Raw genomic sequence first — 22,900 nt, forward strand, 5'->3', positions numbered from 1 at the left:
CGGAGGGCTCCGGACGGTCCGCCCCGACAATGTCAGGAAGGGTTCCTCGTCATGGACCGCGACCACGATCACGACCGCATCCCGCATTCGGCCCGCGCCGACGGTGCTGATTCGACCGGCACCGATTCCGCCGGTGCTGATTCGACCAGCGCCGATTCGGTCGGTGCCGATTCCGCAAGCGCCGATTCCGGTACCGGGTTCGCCGAAATGCCGTTGCCCGCCGCGCTGTTGCCGGTGCTCGCCGCCGAGGGCGTCACCACCCCGTTCCCGATCCAGGCGGCCACGTTGCCGAGCGCCCTGGCGGGGCGCGACGTCCTGGGGCGGGGCCGGACGGGCTCGGGCAAGACGCTCGCCTTCGGGCTCGCCGTGCTGGCGCGTACCGCGGGCAGCCGGGCCGAGTCCCGCCGGCCGCTGGCCCTGGTCCTGGTGCCCACCCGGGAGCTGGCCCAGCAGGTCACCGAGGCGCTCACCCCGTACGCGCGGGCGCTGCGGCTGCGGATGGCCACGCTGTACGGCGGGGTGCCCGTGGCGCCGCAGGCCGCCGTGTTGCGCGAGGGCGCCGAGGTGGTCGTCGCCACGCCGGGCCGCCTCCGGGATCTCGTCGAGCGCCGGAGCTGCCGGCTGGACCGGGTGGCCGTCACGGTCCTGGACGAGGCCGACCGGATGGCCGACATGGGCTTTCTGCCGCAGGTCACCGACGTACTCGACCGGGTGCGGCCGCAGGGCCAGCGGCTGCTGTTCTCCGCGACCCTGGACGGCGACGTCGACCAGCTCGTCGCCCGCTACCTCCACGACCCGGTGGTCCACGCGGCCGACCCGGTGGCCGGTGCGGTGGCGACGATGGAGCACCATCTGCTCCTGGTCCGGCCCGCCGACAAGTTCGCCGTCGCGACCCGGATCGCGGCCCGGGACGGCCGGGTCATCATGTTCCTGCACACCAAGCACGCCGCGGACCGGTTCACCGCCCATCTGCTCGGCAGCGGCGTACGGGCCGCGGCGCTGCACGGCGGCCGGTCCCAGCAGGAGCGCACCCGCACGCTGGACCGGTTCCGGGCCGGGCAGGTCACGGTGCTGGTCGCCACGGACGTCGCGGCGCGCGGCATCCACGTCGACGAGCTGGACCTGGTCGTCAACGTCGATCCGCCGGCCGACCACAAGGACTATCTGCACCGGGGCGGCCGCACCGCCCGCGCCGGGGCCTCCGGCACCGTCGTCACGCTGGCGCTCCCGGCCGAACGCCGGGAGACGGTACGGCTGATGGCCGAGGCGGGCATCACCCCGCGGACCACCAAGGTCCGCCCCGGGGACGACGAGCTGGGCCGGATCACCGGGGCGCGCGAGCCCTCCGGCGTGCCGGTCGACGGCGCGGCCCCCTCCCGCGAACGGACCGGCAGCGGCGGCAGCGGGGGTGGAGCCGGCGGCGGTGCGCACTTCCGGGGGCTGGGCAGCCGTCCCGCGAAGCCGGGCCGCTCGCGCCGCCCGGACCTGCCCACGGCCCAGGCGCGCGCCGCCGCCAAGCAGCGGCGCGCCAACAAGGGCGGCTGAGCGGGGCGGGCGTTCACGGGGCCGCTGGGACGGGCCCGGCGGCCCACGGCCGGGGCACGGCGCCCCCGGGCCGCCCCTGGTCCGCCGGAGGATCTGCCGCTACCGACCGCCCGAGACCCGCAGCACCGCGCCGGTCACGTACGACGCCTCGGTCGACAGCAGCCAACTGATCGCGGCGGCGATCTCCGGGGCCGCGCCGATCCGGCCGAGCGGGATGCCGGGGACGGCCGCCACCGCCCGGTCCGGGTCGCCGGCCGTGGCGTGCATCTCGGTGTCGATCATCCCCGGGGCGACGGCGTTGACCCGGATGCCGTCGGGGCCCAGCTCCTTGGCGAGGCCCACCGTCAGCGCGTCCGTCGCCGCCTTCGTGGCCGCGTAGTGGACGAAGTCCCCCGGACTGCCCAGGGTGGCGGCGGCCGACGACAGGTTGACGATGGCGCCGCCGCCGTTCGCGGCCAGGTCCTTGGCGGCCCGGCGGCAGCAGAGCAGATGGCCGAGGAGGTTCACGTCGACGACCCGGCGCAGGGTCTCGGCGGAGGTGTCGGCGAGCCGCCCGAGCGGGCCGGTCACCCCCGCGTTGTTGACCAGGCCGGTGAGCGGGCCGAGCTGCTCGGCGGCGGTGTCGAAGAGCCGTTCCACGTCGGCCTCCTCGGCGGTGTCCGCCCGTACGGTGACGCAGCGCGCCCCGGCGGCCCGTACCGCCGCCGCGGTCCGCTCGGCGGCCTCCGCGTCGCGCACATAGCCCAGCGCGAGGTCGTGGCCGTCCGAGGCGAGGCGGACGCAGGTCGCGGCGCCGATGCCCCGGCTGCCGCCGGTGACGAGGGTGACGGGGCGCGGGGTCCCGGGGGCGGGGCGGTCCGGCACGGAAGGTCCTTTCGGTCGACGGACGGAGGGTGGCTGACGTGGCGTCAGGACGCGTTCAGGTAGGCGAGTACGGCGCGGACCCGGCGGTGGGTGTCGTCGTCGTCCACGATGCCGAGCTTGCCGAACAGGGAGGTGGTGTACTTGCCGATCGTGCTCTCGCTGAGGAAGAGTTGACGGCCGATCGCCTGGTTGGACAGCCCCTCGGCCATCAGGGCCAGTACGGAGCGCTCCCGGTCGGTGAGCCGCTCCAGCCGCCCGCCCGGCGCGGTGGAGGCCAGCAGTCTCGCGATGACGGCCGGGTCCATGGCGGTCCCGCCGCCCGCGACCCGCTCCAGGGCGTCGATGAACTGGTCCGCCTCGAAGACGCTCTCCTTGAGGAGGTAGCCGACGCCCCCCGAGCCGTCGGCCAGCAACTCCCGTGCGTAGAGCTGCTCGACGTGCTGGGAGAGGATCAGGACCGGGAGTCCGGGTGTCTCGGCGCGGGCCGCGAGAGCCGCCCGCAGCCCCTCGTCCGACTGGGTGGGCGGCATGCGGACGTCGACGACGGACACGTCCGGGCGCCAGGTCCGCAGCGCGTCGAGCGTCTCGGGCCCGGTCGCCGCGGTCGCCACCACCTCGTGGCCGTACGCCTCGATCAGCCGGACCATGCCGTCGCGCAGCAGGTAGAGATCCTCGGCTACGAGAATTCGCACGGCACCGCCATCCTCACTCGGGTCGGGCCCCCCGGCGGGCCGTCGGCCTCCAGTGTGCCGTCGAAGACCGCCAGCCGTCGGCGCAGCCCGTCGAGTCCGCCGCCGGGCCGTTCGTCGAGGCCGCCCCGGCCGTCGTCCGCCACCTCGACGACGACCCCCGGGCGGCCCTCCCCCATCGGGAGGAAACGGACCCGCGCCCGGGTCGCGCGGGCGTGCTTGACAGTGTTGGCCAGCAGCTCGGCGACGCCGAAGTAGAGGGCGGACTCGATCGGCGCGTCCAGGCGCAGCGGTGCGTCGGCGGTGACGGTCACATCGAGGGGGACGTCCAGGGCGAGGGCGCGGACGGCGTCGACCAGGCCCCGCTCGGTCAGGACCGGCGGGCTGATCCCCCGGACCAGCTCGCGCAGCTCCGCCAGCGAGGCGGCGGCCCCGCCCCTGGCCTCCCGCAGCAGCGCCCTGGCCTGCTCGGGGCGGCTCTCCAGCAGCTTCTCCGCGGTCGCCAGGGAGAGGCCGAGCGAGACCAGCCGGGCCTGCGCGCCGTCGTGCAGGTCCCGTTCGATCCGGCGGATCTCGGCGGCCTGGGCGAGCGTGGTGTCGGCGCGCTGGGCGGTCAGCTCCGCCACCCGCTCCGCCAGCGCCATCGCGGCCGAGGGCCGCAGGAAGCGCACGGCCACCGGTACGAGGGGCCGCCAGGCGTACGGGGCCGAGCCCCCGGCCACGGCCGCCCCGAGCGTCCCGAGGAGCCACCCGGCCGCCCCGGGCCGGCCGAGCCCGTACACCGCCCCCGCCACCCCGGCCGCCGGAACGACCGCGACGACGCCCGCCGTGAACGGGAGCACCAGGACGAACCGCAGATCGCGCCGGACGGCCGGGTCGCCCCACCGGACCCGCCACCGCTGGTCCATCAGCGCGTCGCGGCGGGTGCGCTCGTAGCCGAAGCCGTTCCACCAGTGGCCGGTGGACAGTTGCGTCACGGGACCGGCCCGCCGGTACCCGGCCGGGATCACCGTCCCCGTCCAGCGCGCGACGAGCAGACGGACGGTCCGGCACACCGGCCGGGACAGCCCGAGCGTGCCCGCGCACACCAGCACCAGGGGGGCGAGCCAGGACCACGGGTTCCCCGCCCCCCACCGGATGCCCAGCGCCACCGCCGCCGCCCACACGGCCGGCACCGCCAGCGCGACGGCCGCCACGGCGCACGCCCGCGCGAGCCCCGCGCCGACCCGCACCGGCCACGCGTCCGCATCCAGCCTCATGTCCCCTCCTCCGTCCGCCGCCAGGGCCTTCGTCCGGATCATGCCGGGCCCGCCCGCCGCCGGGGAGTGGGGCCGGCCCCACTCTTCCGTGGGGCCGGCCCCGTACCGGGACCACCGGGCGCTCCCTAGCGTCAGGGGCATGGAAACCGACACCTGCTCCACGCCCCGCACCACCCCCGGACTCCGGGACGCCGCCGCCCGGGTGACCGGCTGTGTCACCGCGTACGGCGTGCTCGGCGCCGTCGCGCTGGTGGCCGTCGCGGCGGTGGCGGCCGGCGGCCACCCGGTCAACACGTTCATGTGGGTCCGGGCGGCGCTGCTGCCGCTGGTCGCCGTGGTGATGCACCGGCTGACCGTCGCCGCGTTCCGGGACGGCCCGGACCGGCCGGGCTCCCGGCGGGCCTTCGAACGGCTGCGCACCCTGGCCGGGATCATGCCGGTCGCGATCGTCGGCGTCGACCTCGTCCCGGGCGTCTGCCCGCTCTGGTACACGGCGGTGCAGACCGTCTGCGTCCTGCCCGTCGTCCGGATCGCGTTCCTGGCCCGGGGCGCCGCGCTGCGCACCGCGTTCCCCCGGGGACGCTGACCGCCGTTGGGGTGGCGCGGGGCCGGGGCGCGGCGTGGTGACGGGGCCGGGGCGCGCGCGGTTGCCTAGCGTCGGCGCCTGACGGACCGCTCCGGCGCGCACCACGGGTTGAATCGCCCGGCGCCCGGTGACGGCTCCTCCCCAACGGCGTTCCCCTGCCACCGCCTCGCATCGCGGTGGCAGGGGACGCCGGCCGCGCTCAGGCCCAGAGGGCGTGCGCCAGCTCCACCCCGGCGAACGCCGCGCCCAGCCCGGCCACCACGCTCCCCGCGACATTGGCCACCGCGTACGACCGGGCCCCGTCCTCCGCCAGCCGCAGCGTCTCGTAGCTGAACGTCGAGTACGTGGTGAGCGCCCCGCACAGTCCCGTGCCGATCAGCAGCTGGACGTGCGAGGAGGCGGCGCCGGCCGCCACCGCGCCGGTCAGCAGGCCCAGGATCAGCGACCCGGCCACATTGACAGTGAACGTGCCCCAGGGGAAGACGCTGTCGTGGCGGGACTGCACCGCCCGGTCGGTGAGATAGCGCAGCGGGGCGCCGACCGAGGCCCCGACGATCACCAGCAGCCAGTTCACCGGCCCCGCTCCCCCTCACCGCTACCGCTCTCGCTCTCGCTGCCGTCGCCGTCGTCGCCGTCGCCGTCGCCGTCGCCGTCGAAGCGGACGATCTCGCACGCGTCCAGGACGACCAGTCCGCCGGTCGCCACCAGTTCCCCGATCTGCGGCAGGAACGCGCGGATCCGGTCCTCCCGGTCGACGATCACGACCGCCACCGGCAGGTCCTCGCTCAGCGAGAGCAGCCGTTGGGTGTGGATCATCGAGGAGGCGCCGAACCCCTCGATCCCCCGGAACACACTGGCGCCCGGAAGCCCCGCCCGGTGGGCCCGGTGCACGATCTCGGTGAAGACCGGCCGGTGGTGCCATCCGTCGGACTCGCCGACGAGGACCGTCAGGCGCAGGGCCCGTTCCGTCCGTGGTGTGGTCGTCATGGCCGCCTCCAGGCCAGTACGCGTCGGGTCGCCCACACCGCGCCCGACACCGCGGTGAGCGCCGCGAGCAGGGTCAGCCCCAGGTACCCCAGTCCGGCACGGACCCGGCCGCCGTCGACGAGACGCTGGATGTCCACCGCGTACGTGGAGAAGGTGGTGAACCCGCCGAGCACTCCCGTGCCGAAGAACGGCCTGACCAGCCGGTGCGCCGACCACGCCTCGCTGATCACCACCATGAACGCGCCGATCACCGCGCATCCGACCACGTTCACGACCAGCGTCGTCCACGGGAAACCGGTGGCGGCGGTGGGCCAGAGCAGCGACGCCCCGTACCGGGCGCAGGCGCCGGTCGCACCGCCGAGCGCGACCACCGCGACGACGGGACCCTGCCGGTTCGGGGCTGTTCCCATGGACACGAGATCTCCTGCCTGCTCCTCCCACCAGGCTATCGCCGCCGTACGCGGCCGTGCGCCGGGGACGGCCGGTGCCGTCCCGTCCCCGGCGCGCGGCCCCGGGCCCTGGCCTACACCGCCGGGGCCGGCGGCCGGAAGTTGACGCGTTCGCGGACGACGGGGAAGCTGGCCCGGGCGAAGTTCGCGGCCATCGGGAAGTTGCCCCGGTCCGTCGCCCCGCTGATGAACTCCGCGCCCCGCTCCACGAGGAAGTGGGTGCACTCGGCGAGGAGGTCGTAGGCGTAGCCGCGGCCGCGCTGCCCCGGTACGACGCCGATGAAGCCGATGGTCGGGCCGGACGGGTTGTGCGCGGGGATGTGGATCCCGGCCAGCTCGCCCTCCGGCGTGTACGCGGTCTGCCACCACTCCCTCGGCGAGGGGCACCAGTGGAAGAAGTCGAGCTCCTCCCGGGCCGCCTGGTCGAGGCCGCCCTCCGCGACGGCCTGGAGCGCGTGGGCGTCCAGGGTGGCGGAGTGGATGTCGCGCAGCGCGTCGAAGAACACGGCGTCGTCGGGTTCGGCCCCGAAGCTCAGCCGTCCGGGCCGCTCGGGCAGGCCGTGGTCCGGGGTCCAGCGGTACAGGAAGCGCTCCGCCAGGAGCTCGTACCCGGCGGCCCGGGCCGCGGTGAAGCGGGTGTCGGCGGCGGCGCGCAGGCCGGGATCGTCCTGCCAGCCGCCCGGCAGGTTGAACTCCAGCTCGACCTGCCGGGGAGCGGAGCGCAGGAGCTCGGCGCCCGCCGCCTCCTCGCCCTCGGCCACGTCGAACCAGTTGATGTTGACGGGCTCCTGGTCGTCGGGGCCGCCCCACCACGCACCGCGTGCGACGACCTCGCCGCCGCGCAGGGCGACGCGCATCCACTCGGTGCGGAACCGGGTGCGCCGATGGCTCTCACGGGCGCCGAGCGGGTCGGGGAGTGCGTCGAAAAGATGGGCATCGCTCGTGGAGAGCGTGCGAATGACCGTGTCGGTCATGGATTCCTCCGGGAAAAGGGCTGCTCGGAGCGCTCCCGGCCGGAATTCGGAACTCGTCAGAATTCGCGGACCACGCGGGGACAACGGAAAAGGGAGCGCGGGAAAGACGTGAACTGCACGGCACTCGCCTCCTTCCGTCCGTCTCAGGGCGTGGAGCCACAGAGTAGGTGATCAACCCCGGTTCCGTCCAAGGTTTCTCGCGTCCCGCCCCACCCCTGGGACGAGGCACGTACCCCGCCACCCGTCACCTCCGCGAGCACACCCCCCTGCCCTCCGGGGGACAGCCCCACCGGTCTCCGTCCGGGCTGCCGGATGGGCCGGAGGGCCGCACCCCACCAGGCTGTGGGGCATGAGGAGTCACCGAAAATCCGCCGCGCTCGTCGCCCTGTCCGCCACCGCCGCCGTCACCCTGCTCACCGGGGCCGCGCCCCCGGAGGCCGCCGCCTCCGCCGACTCCGTGCCCGCGCTCTCCTGGCAGCCCTGCGCCCGGGCGGACGGACCGGCCGGGCAGGAGTGCGCCGAGCTGCCCGTACCCCTGGACTACCGGGATCCGGACGGGCCGCGGCTCTCCCTCGCCGTGACCCGGGTCCGCAGCGACCGGCCCGCCGAACGGCGCGGGACGCTGCTGGTGATCCCGGGCGGGCCGGGCGGCTCCGGGGTGCGGGAGGTGACGGAGACGGGGGCGGCGTTACGGCGGGAGACCGGCGGGCGGTACGACGTCGTGAGCCTCGACCCGCGCGGGACCGGCGGCAGCGCGAAGGCGGGCTGCGGGCTCGGACCGGAGGACCGGGAGCTGGTGAACATCCGGTCCTGGCCCGGCCCCGACGGTTCGATCGACGAGAACGTGGTCCGGGCCCGGCGCACCGCCGAGACCTGCGCCCGCAACGGCGGCGCGTTGTTGCGGAGCCTCACCACGGCCAACGAGGTCCGGGACATCGACCGCTTCCGGCAGGCGCTCGGCGAGGAGCGGCTCTCGGCCTGGGGCGTGTCGTACGGCACCTACGTGGGGGCGGTGTACGCGCAGAAGTACCCGCAGCACACGGACCGTTGGGTCCTGGACAGCAACGACGACCCGGACCCGGCGCTGGTCGAGCAGGGCTGGATGGCCCGTGGGGCGGTGGGGGTCGACGACCGCTTCCCCGACTTCGCGCGCTGGGCCGCCGACCCGGCCCGGGACGCGGCGGGGCTGCGGCTCGCACGGCGGGCCGAGGACGTGCGGCCGCTGGTGCTGGCGCTGGCGGCGCGGCTGGACCGGGAGCCGGTGGAGACCACCACTCCGGGCGTTCCGCTGACCGGCAACCGGCTGCGCCAGGCGCTCCAACTGGCGCTGGCCTCCGACGACTCCTTCACCGGGTTCGCGGAACTGGTCCGGGCGGCCGGGGACGGGAGCGGGGACAGCGGGGACGGCGCGGCGAAGCCGGTGCTGCCCGCCGCGCTGAGCGGGCCGTTGCCGGACGCGGACGCGACGGTCGCGATGGGCGTGGTCTGCAACGACGTGCGCTGGCGGGGCACCGTCACCGAGTACCGGCGGGCCGTCGCCGCCGACCGGGTGGCCCATCCGCTGACCGCCGGGGCACCGGCGAACATCAACGCGTGCGCCTTCTGGAAGGACGCCCCCGCCGAGAAGCCGGTCGCGGTCACCGACCGGGGGCCGTCCAACATCCTGATGATCCAGGGCCTGCGCGACCCGTACTCCCCCTACTCCGGCGCCCTGCGGCTGCGCACCGCCCTCGGCGGACGGGCCCGCATGGTCGCCGTCGACCGGGGCGGCCACGGCATGTACCTGGCCAACGGGAACGCCTGCGGCGACCGCGCCGTCACCACCTTCCTGACGACGGGGAAGCGGCCGGAGCGGGACATCCTCTGCACGGGCTGACACACGCCCCGCGGGGCGGTCAGTCGCAGCCCGGTGTGGGGTGGCCGCCGCTGCGGGCGCGGGCCAGGAGGGAGAGCACGTCCTCGTCGGGGGTCTGCGAGAAGTCCCGGTACCACTCGCCGACCGCGTGGAACAGCCGGGGCGCCGACAGGCACACCACCCGGTCCGCGACCCGGCGCAGCCGTTCGAGCGCCTCCGGGGCCGCCACCGGTACGGCCGCCACGAGCAGGGCCGGCCGCTGGGCGCGCACCACCCGGCAGGCGGCCTCGGCGGTGGCGCCGGTCGCGATGCCGTCGTCCACGACGACGACCGTCCGGCCGGCGAGCGGCACCCGGGCCCGGCCCGCCCGGTACACCCGGGCCCGGCGGGCCAGCTCGGCCTGCTCGACGCGTTCGACCGCCGCGAGTTCCGGCCGGCCGGCCCGCAGCGGACCGGCGACGTCCTCGTTGACGACGCGTACCCCGTCCTCGCCGATGGCGCCGAACGCCACCTCCTCGTGGTGCGGCACCCCGAGCTTGCGGACGACGATCACGTCCAGCTCGGCGCCGAGGGTCTGCGCCACCTCGAAGGCCACCGGGACGCCGCCGCGCGGGAGGCCGAGCACGACCGGGTTCTCCCGCTCCAGATCGCGCAGCTCCTCGGCCAGCTGCTGTCCCGCGTCGGCGCGGTCGACGAACAGCACGGCGGTCAGGAGACCGGGGCGGTCTCGGGCACGGCACCCTCGGTCGTCTCCACGTCGATGAGGGAGAACGCGGCGCCCTGCGGGTCGGTCAGCGCGGCGAACCGGCCGAACGGCATGGTCTGCGGGCCGTGGCGGAGGACGGCGCCGCGCTCGGTGGCCTTCGCGACGGCCGCGTCGCAGTCGGCGACGGCGAAGTAGACGTTCACGTACGACGGGACCTCGGGCGGGGAATCCTCGCCCAACCCCATCCGGCCCAGGACGGTCTCGTCACCGAGGTTGAAGAGCCGGAAGTCGATGTGCTCGTCCCGCATCTCGCGCAGGGTGTACGGGAAGACGGCGGGGAAGAAGGCGTCGGCCTTCGCGGGCTCCCGGGTGAAGATCTCCGCCCAGCAGAACGCGCCGGGCACCCCGCGCGCCCCGAATCCCTCGTGACTGCCCGCCTGCCACACACCGAAGGCCACGCCGCCGGGGTCGCGGGCCATCAGCATCGTGCCGAAGTCGCCGACCCGCATCGGGTCCATCAGCGTCTCGCCGCCGTTCGCGCGGATCTTCTCGGCGGTGGCGTCGGCGTCAGGCGAGGCCAGATAGAGGCACCAGGCCGACGGGGCGTCCTGCCCGGGCATCGGCGGCATCAGCGCGGCGACGGCCTTCCCGTCGGCGTACGCCTGGGTGTAGTGGCCGAACTCCGCCGACGACTCACCGAACGTCCAGCCCAGCACGTCCCCGTAGAAGCGCTTCGCGGCCTCCAGGTCGACGAACATCGCGTCGGCCCAGCAGGGAGTGCCCTCCGGCAGTGCGGCCATGGCCTGACTCCTTCCCGATCGGGTGGATGGCCCGGCTCCTCACGCCGAGGGCTGTCCCGCAACCCCTGGCGGGCGCGCAACGACAGCTCCGGCACCTCGCCGCACTGCCGGAACATCCGCATATGTCCAGTATGCGGATATTCCTGCGCCCTGCGATGCACCGCATCTGACGCCGCGCGTACCGGGGCGCTACCCCCGGTCCTGCGGCGGGTCGACCCGGACCAGGCCCGACTGGTAGGCCATGGCGACGAGCTGGGCCCGGTGCCGGGCGCCCAGCTTCGCCATCGCGCGGCCGATGTGCGTCCGCACGGTCAACGGGCTGACGTGCGTCAGCGCGGCGATCTCGTCGTTCGACAGCCCCTCGGCGGCCTGCGCCATCATCTCGCGCTCCCGGGCCGTCAGGACGTCCAGCGGCGCCGGGGCGGCGGTCCGGCCCTCCGGGCGGGCGAGGTAGCGGGTGATCAGGGACCGGGTCGCGGTGGGCGACAGCAGCATGTCGCCCGCGGCCACCGTCCGGATGGCGTCCAGCAGCTCCTCGGGGCCGACGTCCTTGCCGAGGAAGCCGCTGGCGCCCGCCCGCAGGGCCCGGGTGACGTACTCGTCGATCTCGAAGGTGGTGAGGATGAGGATGCGGGTGCTCCGCAGCGTCTCGTCGCGGCAGATCTCCTCGGTGGCGGCGAGACCGTCCGTACCCGGCATGCGGATGTCCATGACGACCACGTCCGGGACGGTGGTCCGGGCCAGCTCCGCCGCCTCGCGGCCGTCCGCCGCGACGCCGACGACCTCCATGTCGTCATTCGACTCGATCAGCAGCCGAAACGTTCCGGCCAGCAGCGCCTGGTCGTCGGCCAGCAGCACCCGGATGGTCACGGCGCCGTCCTCCCGTCGTCGTCCCCTTCCCCGGACTCTCCGGGGAGGGCCCCGCCCGGCTCCGCCAGCGGAAGCTCGGTGGACACCTCGAAGCCACCGCCCGGCCGGTGTCCGGCGGCCAGCCGGCCGCCCGCCGAGCGGGCCCGTTCGCGCATGCCGATGAGACCGTAACCCGGGGTTCCGGCGGCCGGTCGCGCGTGACCGTCGTCGACGACGGTCAGGGTGAGCACCCGGTGCCCGTAGACGAGCCGGACCGAGGCGTTCGCGCCGCCCGCGTGCTTGGTGACGTTGGTCAGCGCCTCCTGCACGACCCGGTACGCGGTCAGATCGGCGCCCGGCGGCAGCGGGCGGACCTCGCCCTCCACCCGGACCGACACCGCCAGACCCGCCTGCTCGAACGAGGCGATCAGCTCCGGCAGCCGGGCCAGTCCGGGCGCGGGCTCCAGCGGGGCCTCCGGATCGCCGTCGCTGCGCAGCAGCCCCACGGCCGCCTTCAGCTCGCGCAGCGCGGAGGAGGTGGTGCCCGCCAGTTGGTCGAGGGTCCGCTGCGCCCGGTCCGGCTTGCTGCGCAGCAGGTACGCGGCGGTCGCCGCCTGGGCGTGGGCGAGGGTGATGTGGTGGGCGACGATGTCGTGGAGTTCGCGGGCGATCCGGGTCCGCTCCTCGCCGACCCGCCGCCGGGCCTCCTCCTCGCGGGTGCGTTCGGCCAGTTCGGCGCGGGCCTCCACGGCCGCCAGATGGTCGCGCCGGCTCCGTACCAGCTCACCGAGGGCCCCCGCCAGCAGGACCGAGGAGACCAGGCCGAGCTGGTCGCCCCTGAGCAGCGCCGGTCGGCCCCAGCCGGTGGAGAGGACCAGCAGGGCGAGGGCCGAACCGACGGTGTAGACCGCGGCCGTACGCGGGGTCGTGCGCTGCGCCAGCAGGTAGAGGGCGACCAGGGCGGCGCCCACCACGCTCGTGTTGGGGTCGAAGGACGTCCCGGAGCCGGGGTTGCCCATCAGCCCCAGGGCGCCACCGGTCACGGTGGTCGCCACCACCGTGAGGCGCGGGCAGCGGCGGTGGCCCAGCACCAGGACGGCGGAGGGCACCAGGGCGGCCAGCACGAATCCGGGCGCCGGTGCCCGGACGATCCGGCCCTCGGCAAGGGTGCCGGCGAAGACCGCGAGACCCCACAGCACCACCGCCGCCAGCAGGTCCGCGGTGCGCGGGTGGCGGTGGAGCCACTGGCGCCCTTCGGTGAACACGCGCGCCCTCTCCCTTCTCCCGTACCTGCCGGTTCCTCCGCATTCTCCCGGTCCGTCCGGCCGGGCCACGCACCGGGAGCCCCGGCCGGACGGCGGGCTCATGCGGCCACGGGCTCGGTCGCGGGCGTCGCCCCGGGGGCGGTGCGGTTCAGCGCCTCGCCCTCGACGTCCACCTCGGGCAGGATCCTCGCCAGCCACCCGGGCAGCGACCATGCCCGGTCGCCCAGCAGGGCGAGCACGGCCGGGACGAGCGTCATCCGGACCACGAAGGCGTCGAAGAGGACGGCCGCGGCGAGCCCCACCCCCACCATCTTGATCATCGGGTCGGTCATCCCGACGAAACCGGCGAACACCGCGATCATGATGACCGCCGCCGCGCCGACCACCCGGGCGCTGTGCCGGAAGCCGGTGACGACCGCCGCGCCGGGGCGTTCCCCGCGCACGTACGCCTCCCGTATCCGGGTCACGAGGAAGACCTCGTAGTCCATGGCCAGGCCGAAGACCACCCCGATCAGGAAGATCGGCATCAGGCTCACCACGGGACCGGTCCGCTCGATGCCGAGGAGGTCGGCGCACCAGCCCCACTGGAAGACCGCCACGATCGTGCCGAAGGCCGCCGCCACCGACAGCAGGAAGCCGAGCGCGGCCTTGAGCGGGACCAGCAGCGAGCGGAAGACGATCATCAGGAGCAGGAAGGCCAGGCCGACGACGAGCGCCAGATAGGTGGGCAGGGCGTCGTTCACCTTCTGCGCCAGGTCGATGTTGACGGCGGTGGTGCCGGTGACGAGCATCGTCGCGCCGGTGCCGGCGGCCAGGCCTCGCGCCGTGCGGCGGAGGTCGTGGACCAGTTCGGCGGTGGCCCCGGAGCTGGGCCCGGTGGTGGGCACGACGGTGAGAACCGCGGTGTCACCCGCCCCGTTGAAGGCGGCGGGGGTCACGGCGGCGACGCCCCCGGTGGCGGCGATCCGCTTCCCGGCCCGGTCCGCGGCGCCCTTGGGGTCGGCGGCGTCCTTCGCGTCGACGACGACGGTGAGCGGCCCGTTGAAGCCGGGGCCGAAGCCGTCCGCCAGGGCGTCGTAGGCGCGGCGCTGGGTGGTGGAGGCGGGCTGCGCCTCGTCGCCCGGCATGCCGAGCCGCAGGTCGAGCGCCGGTACGGAGATCAGCCCGAGGCCGAGCACGGCCAGGACCAGGACGGCGAGCGGGCGCCGGACCACCGCACGGGCCCAGCGGACGCCCAGCGCGGGGCGGTCGGCGCGCGGCCGCCTCCGGCCCGGCCGGTCCCCGCGTCCGGCGCGCGCCAGCACGGCCCGCGGGAAGAAGCCGAGCAGGGCGGGCAGCAGGGTCAGCGCGACCAGGACGGCGACCACGACGGTGCTCGCGGCGGCGATCCCCATCTTCGTGAGGATCGGGATGCCGACCACGGACAGGCCGGCCAGGGCGATGACGACGGTGAGCCCGGCGAAGACGACGGCGGAGCCCGCCGTGCCGGTGGCGCGGGCGGCGGCCTCCTCGGCTCCGTGGCCCTCGGCGCGCTCGGTCCGGTAGCGGGAGACGATGAACAGGGCGTAGTCGATGCCGACCGCGATCCCCAGCATCAGGGCGAGGGTGGTCGTCGTGGTGGACATCCCGACGGCCACGATCGAGGCGGCGCCGATGCCGACGCCGACTACCGCGGTGAGCAGCGGGAGGCCCGCCGCGACGAGCGAGCCGAAGGTGACGAGGAGGACGACCGCGGCGGCGGCCAGCCCGACGACCTCGGTGGCGCCGCCCAGCTCGCTCTCCGGGGCCAGGGCGGTGCCGCCCGTCTCCACGGTCAGCCCGGCCCGCCGCCCGGCCGCCGCGGCGTCGTGCAGGGCGTCGGTGGCGGCGTCGGTGAGTTCGGCGGGCACCGCGGTGAAGGCGACGGTGGCGTACGCGGTCGTGCCGTTCGCGCTGACCGCACCGGCCGACGTGAACGGGTCGAGGACGGTCCGGACCTGCGGGCCGTCCGCCACGTCGGCGACGACGCGTTCGACGGCGGCCCGGTTCGGGCCCGCGGTGATCTTCTGTCCCTCGGGGGCGACGAAGACGATCCGGGCGTCGGCGGCGTCCGCGTTGCCGCCCGGGAAGCGCCGGTCCAGGAGGTCGAACGCCTTCTGCGACTCGGTCCCGGGCATCGAGAACGCGTCGTCGGGGGCGGTCGGCGCCTTGGCCGCGGCCAGGGCGCAGGCGGCCAGGAGCACGGCCCAGAGCAGGGCGACGAGCCGGCGCCTTCGGAAGGACAGCCGGCCCAGCCGGTGGAGGAAGGTGGCCACGAAGGGGCGCTCCGGTTTCTCTGGATCGGACGGAGGGGCTGCGGCGGGTGCCGCCCTCCGGCCGTGCCGGGACCGCGCCGGGGCGCGGCGGGGCCGGAGGGATGCCTCGATCCTTCGTGAGAACGGATGCCGTGTCGTCGTGCGCCCGCAGGCAGTACGGGCTACGGCCGGTGCAGGCCGCCTCTACGGCCGGTGCAGTACACCCGGACCGGCCCGTACGCGATCCGGCCCGCCCGCGCGCGGTGCGCGGTCCGGCCGGCGCGGGCCGTTCCGTACGTACCGGGCGGCGCGGCTCCACGTACCCGGCGGCGCGGCTCCCGGACGGCGGTGGTGTGCCGTGTCCGGAGCCGCGCGGGCGGCCGGGCGTGGGCTACCGGCGCCGGGTCGCCGCCGCGACGGTGGCCATGAGCTCCGCGTCGAGCACCGCCGGATCGGCCAGCCGGGTCGGGGCCGCGTACGAGTTGAGCAGGGCCTTCGTGACCCGCAGGGCGGCCTCGGGGCGGCGCACGATGGGCTTGGTCCAGGCGGCGACCGCCGCGTCCAGCCCGTCCTCGGGCACGATCCGCTGGAGGACGGAGAGCTCGTGCGCCTCGGCGGCGTCGAAGGCGCGCCCGGTGAGGATCAGCTCGCGGGCGCGGGCGGCGCCGACCTCGTGGATGAGCCGGGGCAGTACGCCGCCCCAGGCGGTGGGCAGCCCGAGCGCCAGCTCCGGCAGCCGGAAGCCGGAGGTGTCGGCGCCCACCCGCAGGTCGCAGGCGAGGGCCAGGGCGAGCCCGGCGCCGATCGCCCGGCCCTGGATCCGGGCGATGGTGACGGCGTGGCTGGTGGAGATCGCCTCGCAGACCCGGCGGGCCTTCTCACCGGCGATCCGGATGCCCCGGCCGGTCGGGTCCGCGTCCAGCCAGTCGGCGAACTCGCCCCTGTCCCCGCCCAGGCAGAAGTCGTCCCCGGCACCGCTGAGCACCAGCACCCGGACGTCCGGATCGGGCACGGCCAGCACCGTCAGCAGGTCGTCCAGCATCGCCTCGGTCACCGCGTTGCCGGTCCCCGGGGAGTCCAGCTCCACCCGGAGCACGGCGCCGTCCCGCTCGGCCCGCAGGGTGCTCGGCCGCGGCGGCGCGGGGGCGTACGCCGGGGGCGGGGGTACGTACGGCGGGGGCGGAAGCGTCATGCCGCCACGCCCAGCGAGACGATCCGGCGGAAGACCAGCCGGGAGGCGTAGTCGGCGGGGGCGACGGTACGCAGGGTGGGGAATCGTTTCAGCAGCTCGGTCAGGAGGGTGCGGGCCTCCAGCCGGGCGAGGGCGGCGCCCAGGCAGTAGTGCACCCCGCCGCCGAAGGTCAGATGCGTGCCGCGACGCCGGATGTCGAAGGCGTCCGGGTCCGGGTTGCGCCGAGGGTCGTGGTTGGCGGCCCCGTACATCACGTGGACCATGCTGTCCTTGGCGATCGGAACGCCCGCCAGCACGGTGTCCTCGGCCGCCACCCGGGTGTTGATGTGGATCGGCGGGTCGTAGCGGAGCACCTCGTCGACGGCGGCGTCGATGTGCCCCGGGTTGCGGGCCAGCCACTCCCAGCGGCCCGGCTCCCTCAGCAGCAGGTCCACCATGGCCGACAGCAGGGTGGCGGTGGTCTCCAGGGAGGCGATGGTGACGAACATGGTGAGCCGGTAGAGGATCTCGTCGGCCGTCGCGCGGTCCGGTTCGCGGGCGTCCCAGTGGTGGATCCAGCCGGTCAGGATGTCGTTGCCGGGGTGGGCGCGGCGGTGTGCGACCAGTTCGGTGAAGTAGGCGCGCAGCTGGAGGGTGGCCCCGGCGGAGACGGCGAGCTGGCTCCTGGTGGGCAGCAGCTCCTGGGCGTGCACCTGGTTGTGGGTGATCTCCAGGATGTGGGCGTGGTCCTCGGGCGGGATGCCCAGCCAGGAGCCGATGGTGCTGATCGGGAGCTCTTCGCTGACGATGCTGACGAAGTCGGCCTCGCCCCAGCGGAGCTTGTCGGCCAGGTCGTCCAGGAGGCGGGTGGCGTGCTCCTCGACCAGCGGGGTCAGCCGCTCGATCGTCGACCGGTCGAAGAGGTTGCCGAGGCTGCGGCGCTGGCAGGTGTGTTCGGGGGCGTTGAGCCGGGAGAGCGTCCTGGTCATCTCCTGCGTGGCGGCGGCCTGCCAGCGCTCGGGGTCCGGCTGCCGCTCCTGCCAGGCGAAGTCGGGGGCCAGCCAGTTCCGGCCCCGCAGCACTTCGCTGCAGGTGTCGTAACCCGTCACGAAGTACGCGTCCCAGGGGGCGCGCACGACATCGCCCATGGCCCGGAGCCGGGCCAGTAGAGGGTAGGGATCAGCCTGCCCCTCGGGCGATTTGAGACGTCTGAGGAGGGAGATGAGGGCACGCCGGTCTTCAGGGTGACTGTCGGTGCCACGTATAGCGCTCACGCAGAGTTCCTTGACCTGGGCTCATGGTTACCGGCAGAACCTACCCCTCCGCATATGCCGCCCAAGCGCGCTTCACTGTTGGCCGTATCACAACGAAAGTGCCACCCGGCCCCTTGTCAATCACTCACACAGGTACCAACTACCCCTTGCGTCACTCCAGTTACAGGAATCATGGGCCGTCATGTACAGACAAGGCCGGTTTACGACTAATTGCGCGTAGCGCGGAATCAGCCAGCCTCAAGGTGACCGATTCCGCGCTCTCCATGACCGGTTCCCGGCCGTTCGCGCCCGTCTCCGTGTCATCGACGGCCGGTCGCCCCGAACGTCGGTGACAGACCGTCACACCCGGAAGACGTCCAGGAACGAGCTCCACCAGCCCTTGGCCTTCTTCGGCTCCTCGGCCGACCGGTCGTACGGGGCCGACGCGGCCGGATCCGGCGCGGCCTCCCGGAGAGGGACGGCGGCCGGCGGCGCCGACGGCACCGCGGCCGAGCGGCGGGGGGCCGGGGTGAAGCGGACCGGGAGCGAGACCAGGGCCCGGTGGAAGGGGCCCGGCCGCCACTCCACCGCGTGCGGCTCCACGGCGAGCGCCAGGTCGGGCACCGAGTTGAGGACCTTCTCGATCGCGGTGAGCGCGATGAGCTGCGCCGGGGACTTCGCCGGGCAGACGTGCGGCCCCGCGCCCCAGGCCAGGTGGGCGCCCTTGCTCAGGGTCTGGCGGGCGTCGGTGAGCGCCGGGTCGCTGTTGGCCGCGGCGAAGCTGATCAGGACCGGGGAGTCGGCCCGCAGCGTCACCCCGCCCAGGTCGATGTCCTGGACCGGGTAGTGCGCCGCGTAGTTGGCGATCGGCGGGTTGTTCCACAGCACGTCGTCGAGGGCGTCCTCGACGAGCATGCCGGTGCCGCGCCGCTGCGGGGCGCCGGTCTCGCGGGACAGCATCAGCAGCAGCGCGTTGGCGATCAGGTTGCGCTCCGGCTCGACGCCCGCGCCCATCAGCATGACGAGCTGGTCCTTCAGCTCCTCGTCCCGCAGCCCGGCCGGGTGCTGGATCAGCCAGGAGGTGATGTCCTCGCCGGGCTGGCGCCGCTTGAGGGCGACCAGCTCCATCAGGCACTCGGTCAGTTCGGTGTTGGCCCGGAGCACGTCCACGCCGTCGAAGATCGCGGACATGGAGCGGGTGAGCCGGTCGCCGATGTCGCCGGGGCAGCCGAAGAGCTGGTTGAACAGCAGCAGCGGCAGCAGCTTGGCGTAGTCGCCGAGCAGGTCCGCGCTGCCGCGCTCGACGAACTGGTCGATGAGGTAGTCGGCGATCCGCTCCACGTCCCGGCTGAGCCGGGTGGTGTTGAGCCGGGCGAGGCTCTCGGTGACCGCCTTGCGCAGCCGCAGATGCTCGGTGCCGTCCGTGAACAGGCAGTTGGGCCGGTACATCATCATCGGCAGCACCGGGCTGTCCATCGGCACCCGGCCCTCCCGCAGCGCGGCCCAGCGCCGCGAGTCGCGGGCGAAGTACGACGGGTTCTGCAGCACCCGCAGCGCGGCCTCGTGCTGCACCACGAGGGTGGCCTCCACGCCGGGGGCCAGCTCGATCGGGGCGGCGAGCCCGTGCGCCCGGAAGGTGTCGTACACGCGCTGCGGATCGGCGGCGAACTCCGGCCCGTAGAGCGAGGTCTGCCGCCCACCGCCCATCGGGCACCCGCTGGGGGCGCTGTCGGCGGCGCGGTACGGGGTGGATCCCGGCGACGAGTCCATGTGTGATTCCTCGGTGTGAACGCGGGCCGGGGGCGGCCCGTACGGTGGAAGGAGAACGGGCCGGCGGCCCCGGGGCCCGGTCGGCCGGGGCGGTCCGGGCCCCGGCGCCCGGGCCGGAGGCTGTCGGGTGACCTCCGACCGGTCGGCCGCAGGTCACCCGACAGGCACTCAGGCCACGCGGGTCAGAAGGTGCTGGACCAGGGTGATCAGGGCCTGCGCGGACGACTTCTCGTCCCGGGCGTCGCAGTACACCACCGGGGTGTCCGGCAGCAGGTCGAGCGCCTCGCGCAGCTCCGCCTCGCCGTGCCGGATGTCCGGGTCGAAGCTGTTGACCGCGACCGCGTACTCCAGCCCGTACGTCTCGACCAGGTCGATCACCGGGAAGGTGTCGGCGAGCCGGGCCGGGTCGACCAGGAGCAGGGCGCCCAGCGAACCGCGCGCCATGTCCTCCCACAGCTCGACGAACCGCTGCTGGCCCGGCGTACCGAAGAGGTACAGCACCAGTTCGTCGCTGAGGGTCAGCCGGCCGAAGTCCAGCGCCACGGTCGTGGTCACCTTGTCCGGCGCGCCCCGCAGGTCGTCGACGTGCGCCCCGGCCTGGGTCATCCGCTCCTCGGTACGGAGCGGAGTGATCTCGGAGAGGGTGCCGATGAGCGTGGTCTTGCCCACCGCGAAGTGCCCGACGACCAGGATCTTCGCCGCCCGGCGCACCGCGTCCGACACATAGATGCTGTCAGCCGAACCGGACGTGGAGTCCATGCAACACCTCTTCGAGGATCTTCCTGTCAACGAGCTGGGCCGGCGGGGGCGCCTTCCGGCGCATCAGGTGACCTTGTTCCGCTAAATCGTTCAGCAGCAGCCGCGCCACCCCGACCGGCTGGCCCAGATGGCCCGCCACCTCGGCCACCGACAGATAGCCGCCCGAGCACAGCTCCCAGATCGCCCGGACCTCCGGGCTCGGGTTCGGCGGCGGCTGCCGGTCGGGCGCGATGGTCACCAGGGTGACCAGCGACAGCACCTCCGCGTCGGGCAGGCTGCGCCCGCCGGTCACGACGTACGAGCGGACGAAGCCGCTGCTGACCGCCTGCTCGTCGCCCGGCGTCGTCATATGCCGGATCCCGGTGCGCCGACCCCCGCGTCCTGCCGGGGCGGGGTCGTCATCGCCTTCCCCAACGCGGTGACCTGCTGCTGCATCCGGAAGGACATGGCCTCCATGTCCACGTCGGCGGCGGCCGCCGCGGCGAGATAGGCGCCGGTCCCGGCCGCGATCAGGAAGATCCAGCCGTGGTCGTACTCCAGCAGCGTCTGCCGCCAGCGGCCCGGGGCGGCCTGGGCCCCGATGAAGGGCGCCACGGCCCGGCTCAGCGACTGCATGGAGCTCATCGCCGCCGCCACCGTCTCCGCGTCGTCCCGGCCGATCTCACTGGAGTTGGCCAGCAGCAGACCGTCGGCGGAGACCAGGATCGCGTGGCGCGCGCCGGGTACCTGGAGCAGATCGTTGAGTACCCAGGACAGATCGGGGTTCACTGGAACTCGGGTCCTTCCGTCGTCGTCGTGTCTCGCCCGGACCGCGTTCCGCGCTGGAACGCGCCCAGACGGGAAGCGGTCTCCTCATTGCTGCGCACCGGCCCGGTCTCGGCCGGCGGTACCACCGACACCGGGCTCTTGCGACGACGCTTGGGCAGGCCGCCGGCGGTGGTGGCGGACCCGAAGGGCTGCGGTGCGGACCCGAAGGGCTGCGCGGCGGCACCGGAGTGCGCGACCGGAGGGAACAGCGGGGTCGGGGACGGCGGCAGCGGCGCGGGCTCCGGGGCCGGTACGGGGGCGGGCGCCTGGCGCCGGGGCAGCGCCGCGATCTCCGCGTCGGGCCGCTCGACGGCGACCGGTGCGGGCACGGCGGCCGGGGCCGGCAGGTCGTTGGTCAGCAGCTCGTCGGGGAGCAGTACCACCGCGCGCACACCTCCGTACGGGGACACCGAGTCCACCGAGACCTTGAAGCCGTACCGGGCGGCCAGCACCCCGGAGACGGCGAAACCGAACTGCGGGGGGATGCCCAGGCTGGAGACGCTGATCGCGGCCTGCGGGGCGAGCAGGGCCGCCGCGCGGTCCTTCTCCTCCTGGCCCATGCCGAGGCCGGCGTCGTCGACGATCAGGCAGACCCCCGTCGGCACCGCCTGGATGTTGACCTCCACGGGCGTGCCGGGGGCCGAGTAGTTGGTGGCGTTGGCCAGCAGCTCGGCGAGGACCACCGCGACGGGCTCCACGGCCCGGCTGACGACCGAGAAGTTCACCTGGCCGTTGACCCGGACCCGGTCGAAGTGGCGGATGCGGCCCTGGGCGCTGCGGGCCACGTCGTATACGGACGCGACGGTCTCGCGCCGCCCGAGCCAACCGCCGCAGAGCACCGCGATGCCCTGTGCCCGGCGCCCGAACTGGCTGTTGGCGTGGTCGACGGCCATCAGGTCGGCGAGGATCGCCGGGTCGTCGCCGTACTTGCGCTGGGCGTTCTCGATGACGAGCTGCTGCTCGTCCGCGAGGCTCTGCAGCGTACGGACGGCGGCCTTGAGGACCGCCTTGGTCTCCTCCTCGGCGTCCCGGCGGACCTCGGTCAGCTCGGCGGAGTGCTGGTGCGTCAGGCCGGTGTGCGCGACGTGGAGTTCGTCCCGCTGTCTCTGGAGGAGGTCGCGCTGCTGGTGCAGTTCGGCGTTCTGTCTGCGCAGGCGGATGTTGGTCGTACGAGCCCGCAGAACGGCACCCACGGCGGCCAACGCGACGACGACCAGCGCCCAGAAGAGCAGGCCCTGTGCAAATGTCATGAGACTCACTTCAAGTGCCACGGCTAGGGATACGGCTTGACGATCCTTCGGGTACCACACCTGCCGGGCCGGTCCAGCCACGACCTGCGCCACCCGAGGAAGGCCCCTCCGGGTGTGGAGCCGAGGAATTCATCCCTCCCGGAATGCCCCCATATGCCATCAGCCCACTGGAAGTAAGATGATCTTAACATCGGCCGCTCTGGCAATTGTCAAGACCGACACGCCAGTTGCGATCCGATGCCGAATGTTCACAAGCGCCTCACGAGGCCCGTGCGGCACGGCCCCTCGGGGTTCACGACGCGCGCCGGAGACTCAGCCCTGGTCCCGGGCACCGGAGCCCGGATCCACGGGCCGCTCGAAGAAGGTCTCCAGGACGACCGTGGCCCTGGTCCCGTTGACCCCCTCGATCGCGTGGATCCGCCGCAGCACGTCCTGCAACCGCTCGGTGGTCGCGGTCCTGACCTTCACCAGCACCGAGGCGTTCCCGGCGATGACGTGCGCCTCCTGGATCTCCGGAATCGCGGCGAAGCGCTCCGCCGAGTCCCCCATCCACGAGGTGGAGTCGACCGTCACGTACGCCAGCACGCCGTACCCCACGGCCGCCGGATCGACCTCCACCGTCGTCCGCCGGATCACCCCGCGCTCCCGCAGCTTGCGCACCCGCTCGTGCGTGGCACCGGCCGAGAGCCCCACGGCCCGGCCCAGCGCCGCGTACGACTGGGCGGCATCCCGCTGAAGTTCCGCCAGCAGTAGGCGGTCTATGTGATCCACGGCTCTCCGTTCGACAGA

22 protein-coding genes and 1 pseudogene are annotated in these 22,900 nt (G+C 74.3%); 3 read left to right on the top strand and 20 right to left on the bottom strand.

Annotated elements, in window-relative coordinates:
* The first annotated feature begins 51 nt into the window (after positions 1 to 51).
* Positions 52 to 1,545: a DEAD/DEAH box helicase gene (locus ACWC97_RS03265; protein WP_450647134.1), complete on the top strand. Its 1,494-nt coding sequence runs from the start codon at positions 52 to 54 to the stop codon at positions 1,543 to 1,545.
* A gap of 99 nt (positions 1,546 to 1,644) precedes the next feature.
* Here ACWC97_RS03265 and ACWC97_RS03270 read toward each other — a convergent pair whose 3' ends face one another.
* Genes ACWC97_RS03270 through ACWC97_RS03280 form a run of 3 tightly spaced genes read right to left on the bottom strand, consistent with a single transcriptional unit; the run spans position 1,645 to position 4,357 of the window.
* Positions 1,645 to 2,409, bottom strand: coding sequence for an SDR family oxidoreductase (locus ACWC97_RS03270; RefSeq protein WP_450647136.1), 765 nt, complete (start codon positions 2,407 to 2,409; stop codon positions 1,645 to 1,647).
* 44 nt (positions 2,410 to 2,453) lie between these two features.
* Positions 2,454 to 3,101 (bottom strand): response regulator transcription factor, encoded by a 648-nt coding sequence (locus ACWC97_RS03275; protein ID WP_352274207.1) that lies wholly within the window; start codon positions 3,099 to 3,101, stop codon positions 2,454 to 2,456.
* The gene (locus ACWC97_RS03280; RefSeq protein WP_450647138.1) at positions 3,086 to 4,357 is read right to left on the bottom strand and encodes a sensor histidine kinase; all 1,272 of its coding nucleotides are present in this window, start codon (positions 4,355 to 4,357) and stop codon (positions 3,086 to 3,088) included. Before ACWC97_RS03280 ends, ACWC97_RS03275 begins: the two co-directional genes overlap by 16 nt.
* Positions 4,358 to 4,496: 139 nt before the next feature.
* On the opposite strand from ACWC97_RS03280, the gene ACWC97_RS03285 reads away from it, so the two are divergent.
* The gene (locus ACWC97_RS03285) at positions 4,497 to 4,943 is read left to right on the top strand and encodes a hypothetical protein (RefSeq protein ID WP_450647140.1); all 447 of its coding nucleotides are present in this window, start codon (positions 4,497 to 4,499) and stop codon (positions 4,941 to 4,943) included.
* Between the two features lie 199 nt (positions 4,944 to 5,142).
* Here ACWC97_RS03285 and crcB read toward each other — a convergent pair whose 3' ends face one another.
* The 4 genes from crcB to ACWC97_RS03305 form a co-directional block, all read right to left on the bottom strand.
* Entirely contained in the window at positions 5,143 to 5,517 is a 375-nt protein-coding gene (gene crcB / locus ACWC97_RS03290) for a fluoride efflux transporter CrcB (protein ID WP_385203119.1), read from the bottom strand.
* On the bottom strand, positions 5,514 to 5,930 hold the full coding sequence (locus tag ACWC97_RS03295; protein ID WP_450647142.1) for a DUF190 domain-containing protein: 417 nt from the start codon (positions 5,928 to 5,930) through the stop codon (positions 5,514 to 5,516). Before ACWC97_RS03295 ends, crcB begins: the two co-directional genes overlap by 4 nt.
* The gene (locus ACWC97_RS03300; protein ID WP_450647144.1) at positions 5,927 to 6,340 is read right to left on the bottom strand and encodes a fluoride efflux transporter FluC; all 414 of its coding nucleotides are present in this window, start codon (positions 6,338 to 6,340) and stop codon (positions 5,927 to 5,929) included. Before ACWC97_RS03300 ends, ACWC97_RS03295 begins: the two co-directional genes overlap by 4 nt.
* Positions 6,341 to 6,453: 113 nt before the next feature.
* Positions 6,454 to 7,353 carry a GNAT family N-acetyltransferase gene (locus ACWC97_RS03305; RefSeq protein ID WP_450647146.1) on the bottom strand — a complete coding sequence of 300 codons (900 nt, stop codon included), beginning with the start codon at positions 7,351 to 7,353 and terminating at the stop codon, positions 6,454 to 6,456.
* 349 nt (positions 7,354 to 7,702) lie between these two features.
* Between ACWC97_RS03305 and ACWC97_RS03310 the strand changes: the two genes are divergently transcribed.
* The gene (locus ACWC97_RS03310; protein ID WP_450647148.1) at positions 7,703 to 9,229 is read left to right on the top strand and encodes an alpha/beta hydrolase; all 1,527 of its coding nucleotides are present in this window, start codon (positions 7,703 to 7,705) and stop codon (positions 9,227 to 9,229) included.
* Positions 9,230 to 9,275: 46 nt separating this feature from the next.
* Here ACWC97_RS03310 and ACWC97_RS03315 read toward each other — a convergent pair.
* The 13 genes and pseudogenes from ACWC97_RS03315 to ACWC97_RS03375 form a co-directional block, all read right to left on the bottom strand.
* A pseudogene (locus ACWC97_RS03315) lies at positions 9,276 to 9,911 on the bottom strand (phosphoribosyltransferase); the annotation flags it as partial.
* A 5-nt stretch (positions 9,912 to 9,916) separates the two neighbouring features.
* On the bottom strand, positions 9,917 to 10,714 hold the full coding sequence (locus tag ACWC97_RS03320) for a VOC family protein (RefSeq protein WP_450647150.1): 798 nt from the start codon (positions 10,712 to 10,714) through the stop codon (positions 9,917 to 9,919).
* Between the two features lie 189 nt (positions 10,715 to 10,903).
* Positions 10,904 to 11,584 carry a response regulator transcription factor gene (locus tag ACWC97_RS03325; protein ID WP_450647152.1) on the bottom strand — a complete coding sequence of 227 codons (681 nt, stop codon included), beginning with the start codon at positions 11,582 to 11,584 and terminating at the stop codon, positions 10,904 to 10,906.
* Positions 11,581 to 12,828, bottom strand: coding sequence for a sensor histidine kinase (locus ACWC97_RS03330; RefSeq protein WP_450647154.1), 1,248 nt, complete (start codon positions 12,826 to 12,828; stop codon positions 11,581 to 11,583). Before ACWC97_RS03330 ends, ACWC97_RS03325 begins: the two co-directional genes overlap by 4 nt.
* Before the next feature lie 98 nt (positions 12,829 to 12,926).
* The gene (locus ACWC97_RS03335; protein WP_450647156.1) at positions 12,927 to 15,122 is read right to left on the bottom strand and encodes an MMPL family transporter; all 2,196 of its coding nucleotides are present in this window, start codon (positions 15,120 to 15,122) and stop codon (positions 12,927 to 12,929) included.
* 370 nt (positions 15,123 to 15,492) lie between these two features.
* Complete coding sequence (locus ACWC97_RS03340; RefSeq protein WP_352274195.1) at positions 15,493 to 16,293, bottom strand: enoyl-CoA hydratase/isomerase family protein; 801 nt, start codon at positions 16,291 to 16,293, stop codon at positions 15,493 to 15,495.
* Positions 16,290 to 17,420 carry a cytochrome P450 gene (locus tag ACWC97_RS03345; RefSeq protein WP_450647158.1) on the bottom strand — a complete coding sequence of 377 codons (1,131 nt, stop codon included), beginning with the start codon at positions 17,418 to 17,420 and terminating at the stop codon, positions 16,290 to 16,292. Before ACWC97_RS03345 ends, ACWC97_RS03340 begins: the two co-directional genes overlap by 4 nt.
* 465 nt (positions 17,421 to 17,885) lie before the next feature.
* Positions 17,886 to 19,295, bottom strand: a complete 1,410-nt coding sequence (locus ACWC97_RS03350) for a cytochrome P450 (protein WP_352274193.1) — start codon at positions 19,293 to 19,295, stop codon at positions 17,886 to 17,888.
* Between the two features lie 168 nt (positions 19,296 to 19,463).
* Positions 19,464 to 20,054 carry a GTP-binding protein gene (locus tag ACWC97_RS03355; RefSeq protein ID WP_352274192.1) on the bottom strand — a complete coding sequence of 197 codons (591 nt, stop codon included), beginning with the start codon at positions 20,052 to 20,054 and terminating at the stop codon, positions 19,464 to 19,466.
* Complete coding sequence (locus ACWC97_RS03360) at positions 20,029 to 20,403, bottom strand: DUF742 domain-containing protein (RefSeq protein WP_352274191.1); 375 nt, start codon at positions 20,401 to 20,403, stop codon at positions 20,029 to 20,031. Before ACWC97_RS03360 ends, ACWC97_RS03355 begins: the two co-directional genes overlap by 26 nt.
* Complete coding sequence (locus ACWC97_RS03365; RefSeq protein ID WP_352274190.1) at positions 20,400 to 20,822, bottom strand: roadblock/LC7 domain-containing protein; 423 nt, start codon at positions 20,820 to 20,822, stop codon at positions 20,400 to 20,402. Before ACWC97_RS03365 ends, ACWC97_RS03360 begins: the two co-directional genes overlap by 4 nt.
* Complete coding sequence (locus ACWC97_RS03370) at positions 20,819 to 22,111, bottom strand: ATP-binding protein (RefSeq protein ID WP_352274189.1); 1,293 nt, start codon at positions 22,109 to 22,111, stop codon at positions 20,819 to 20,821. The genes ACWC97_RS03365 and ACWC97_RS03370 overlap by 4 nt, the downstream gene beginning before the upstream one ends.
* Before the next feature lie 312 nt (positions 22,112 to 22,423).
* Complete coding sequence (locus ACWC97_RS03375; protein WP_352274188.1) at positions 22,424 to 22,882, bottom strand: Lrp/AsnC family transcriptional regulator; 459 nt, start codon at positions 22,880 to 22,882, stop codon at positions 22,424 to 22,426.
* Positions 22,883 to 22,900 lie beyond the last annotated feature (18 nt).

The sequence above is a fragment of the Streptomyces sp. NPDC001108 genome (genome assembly GCF_053598535.1).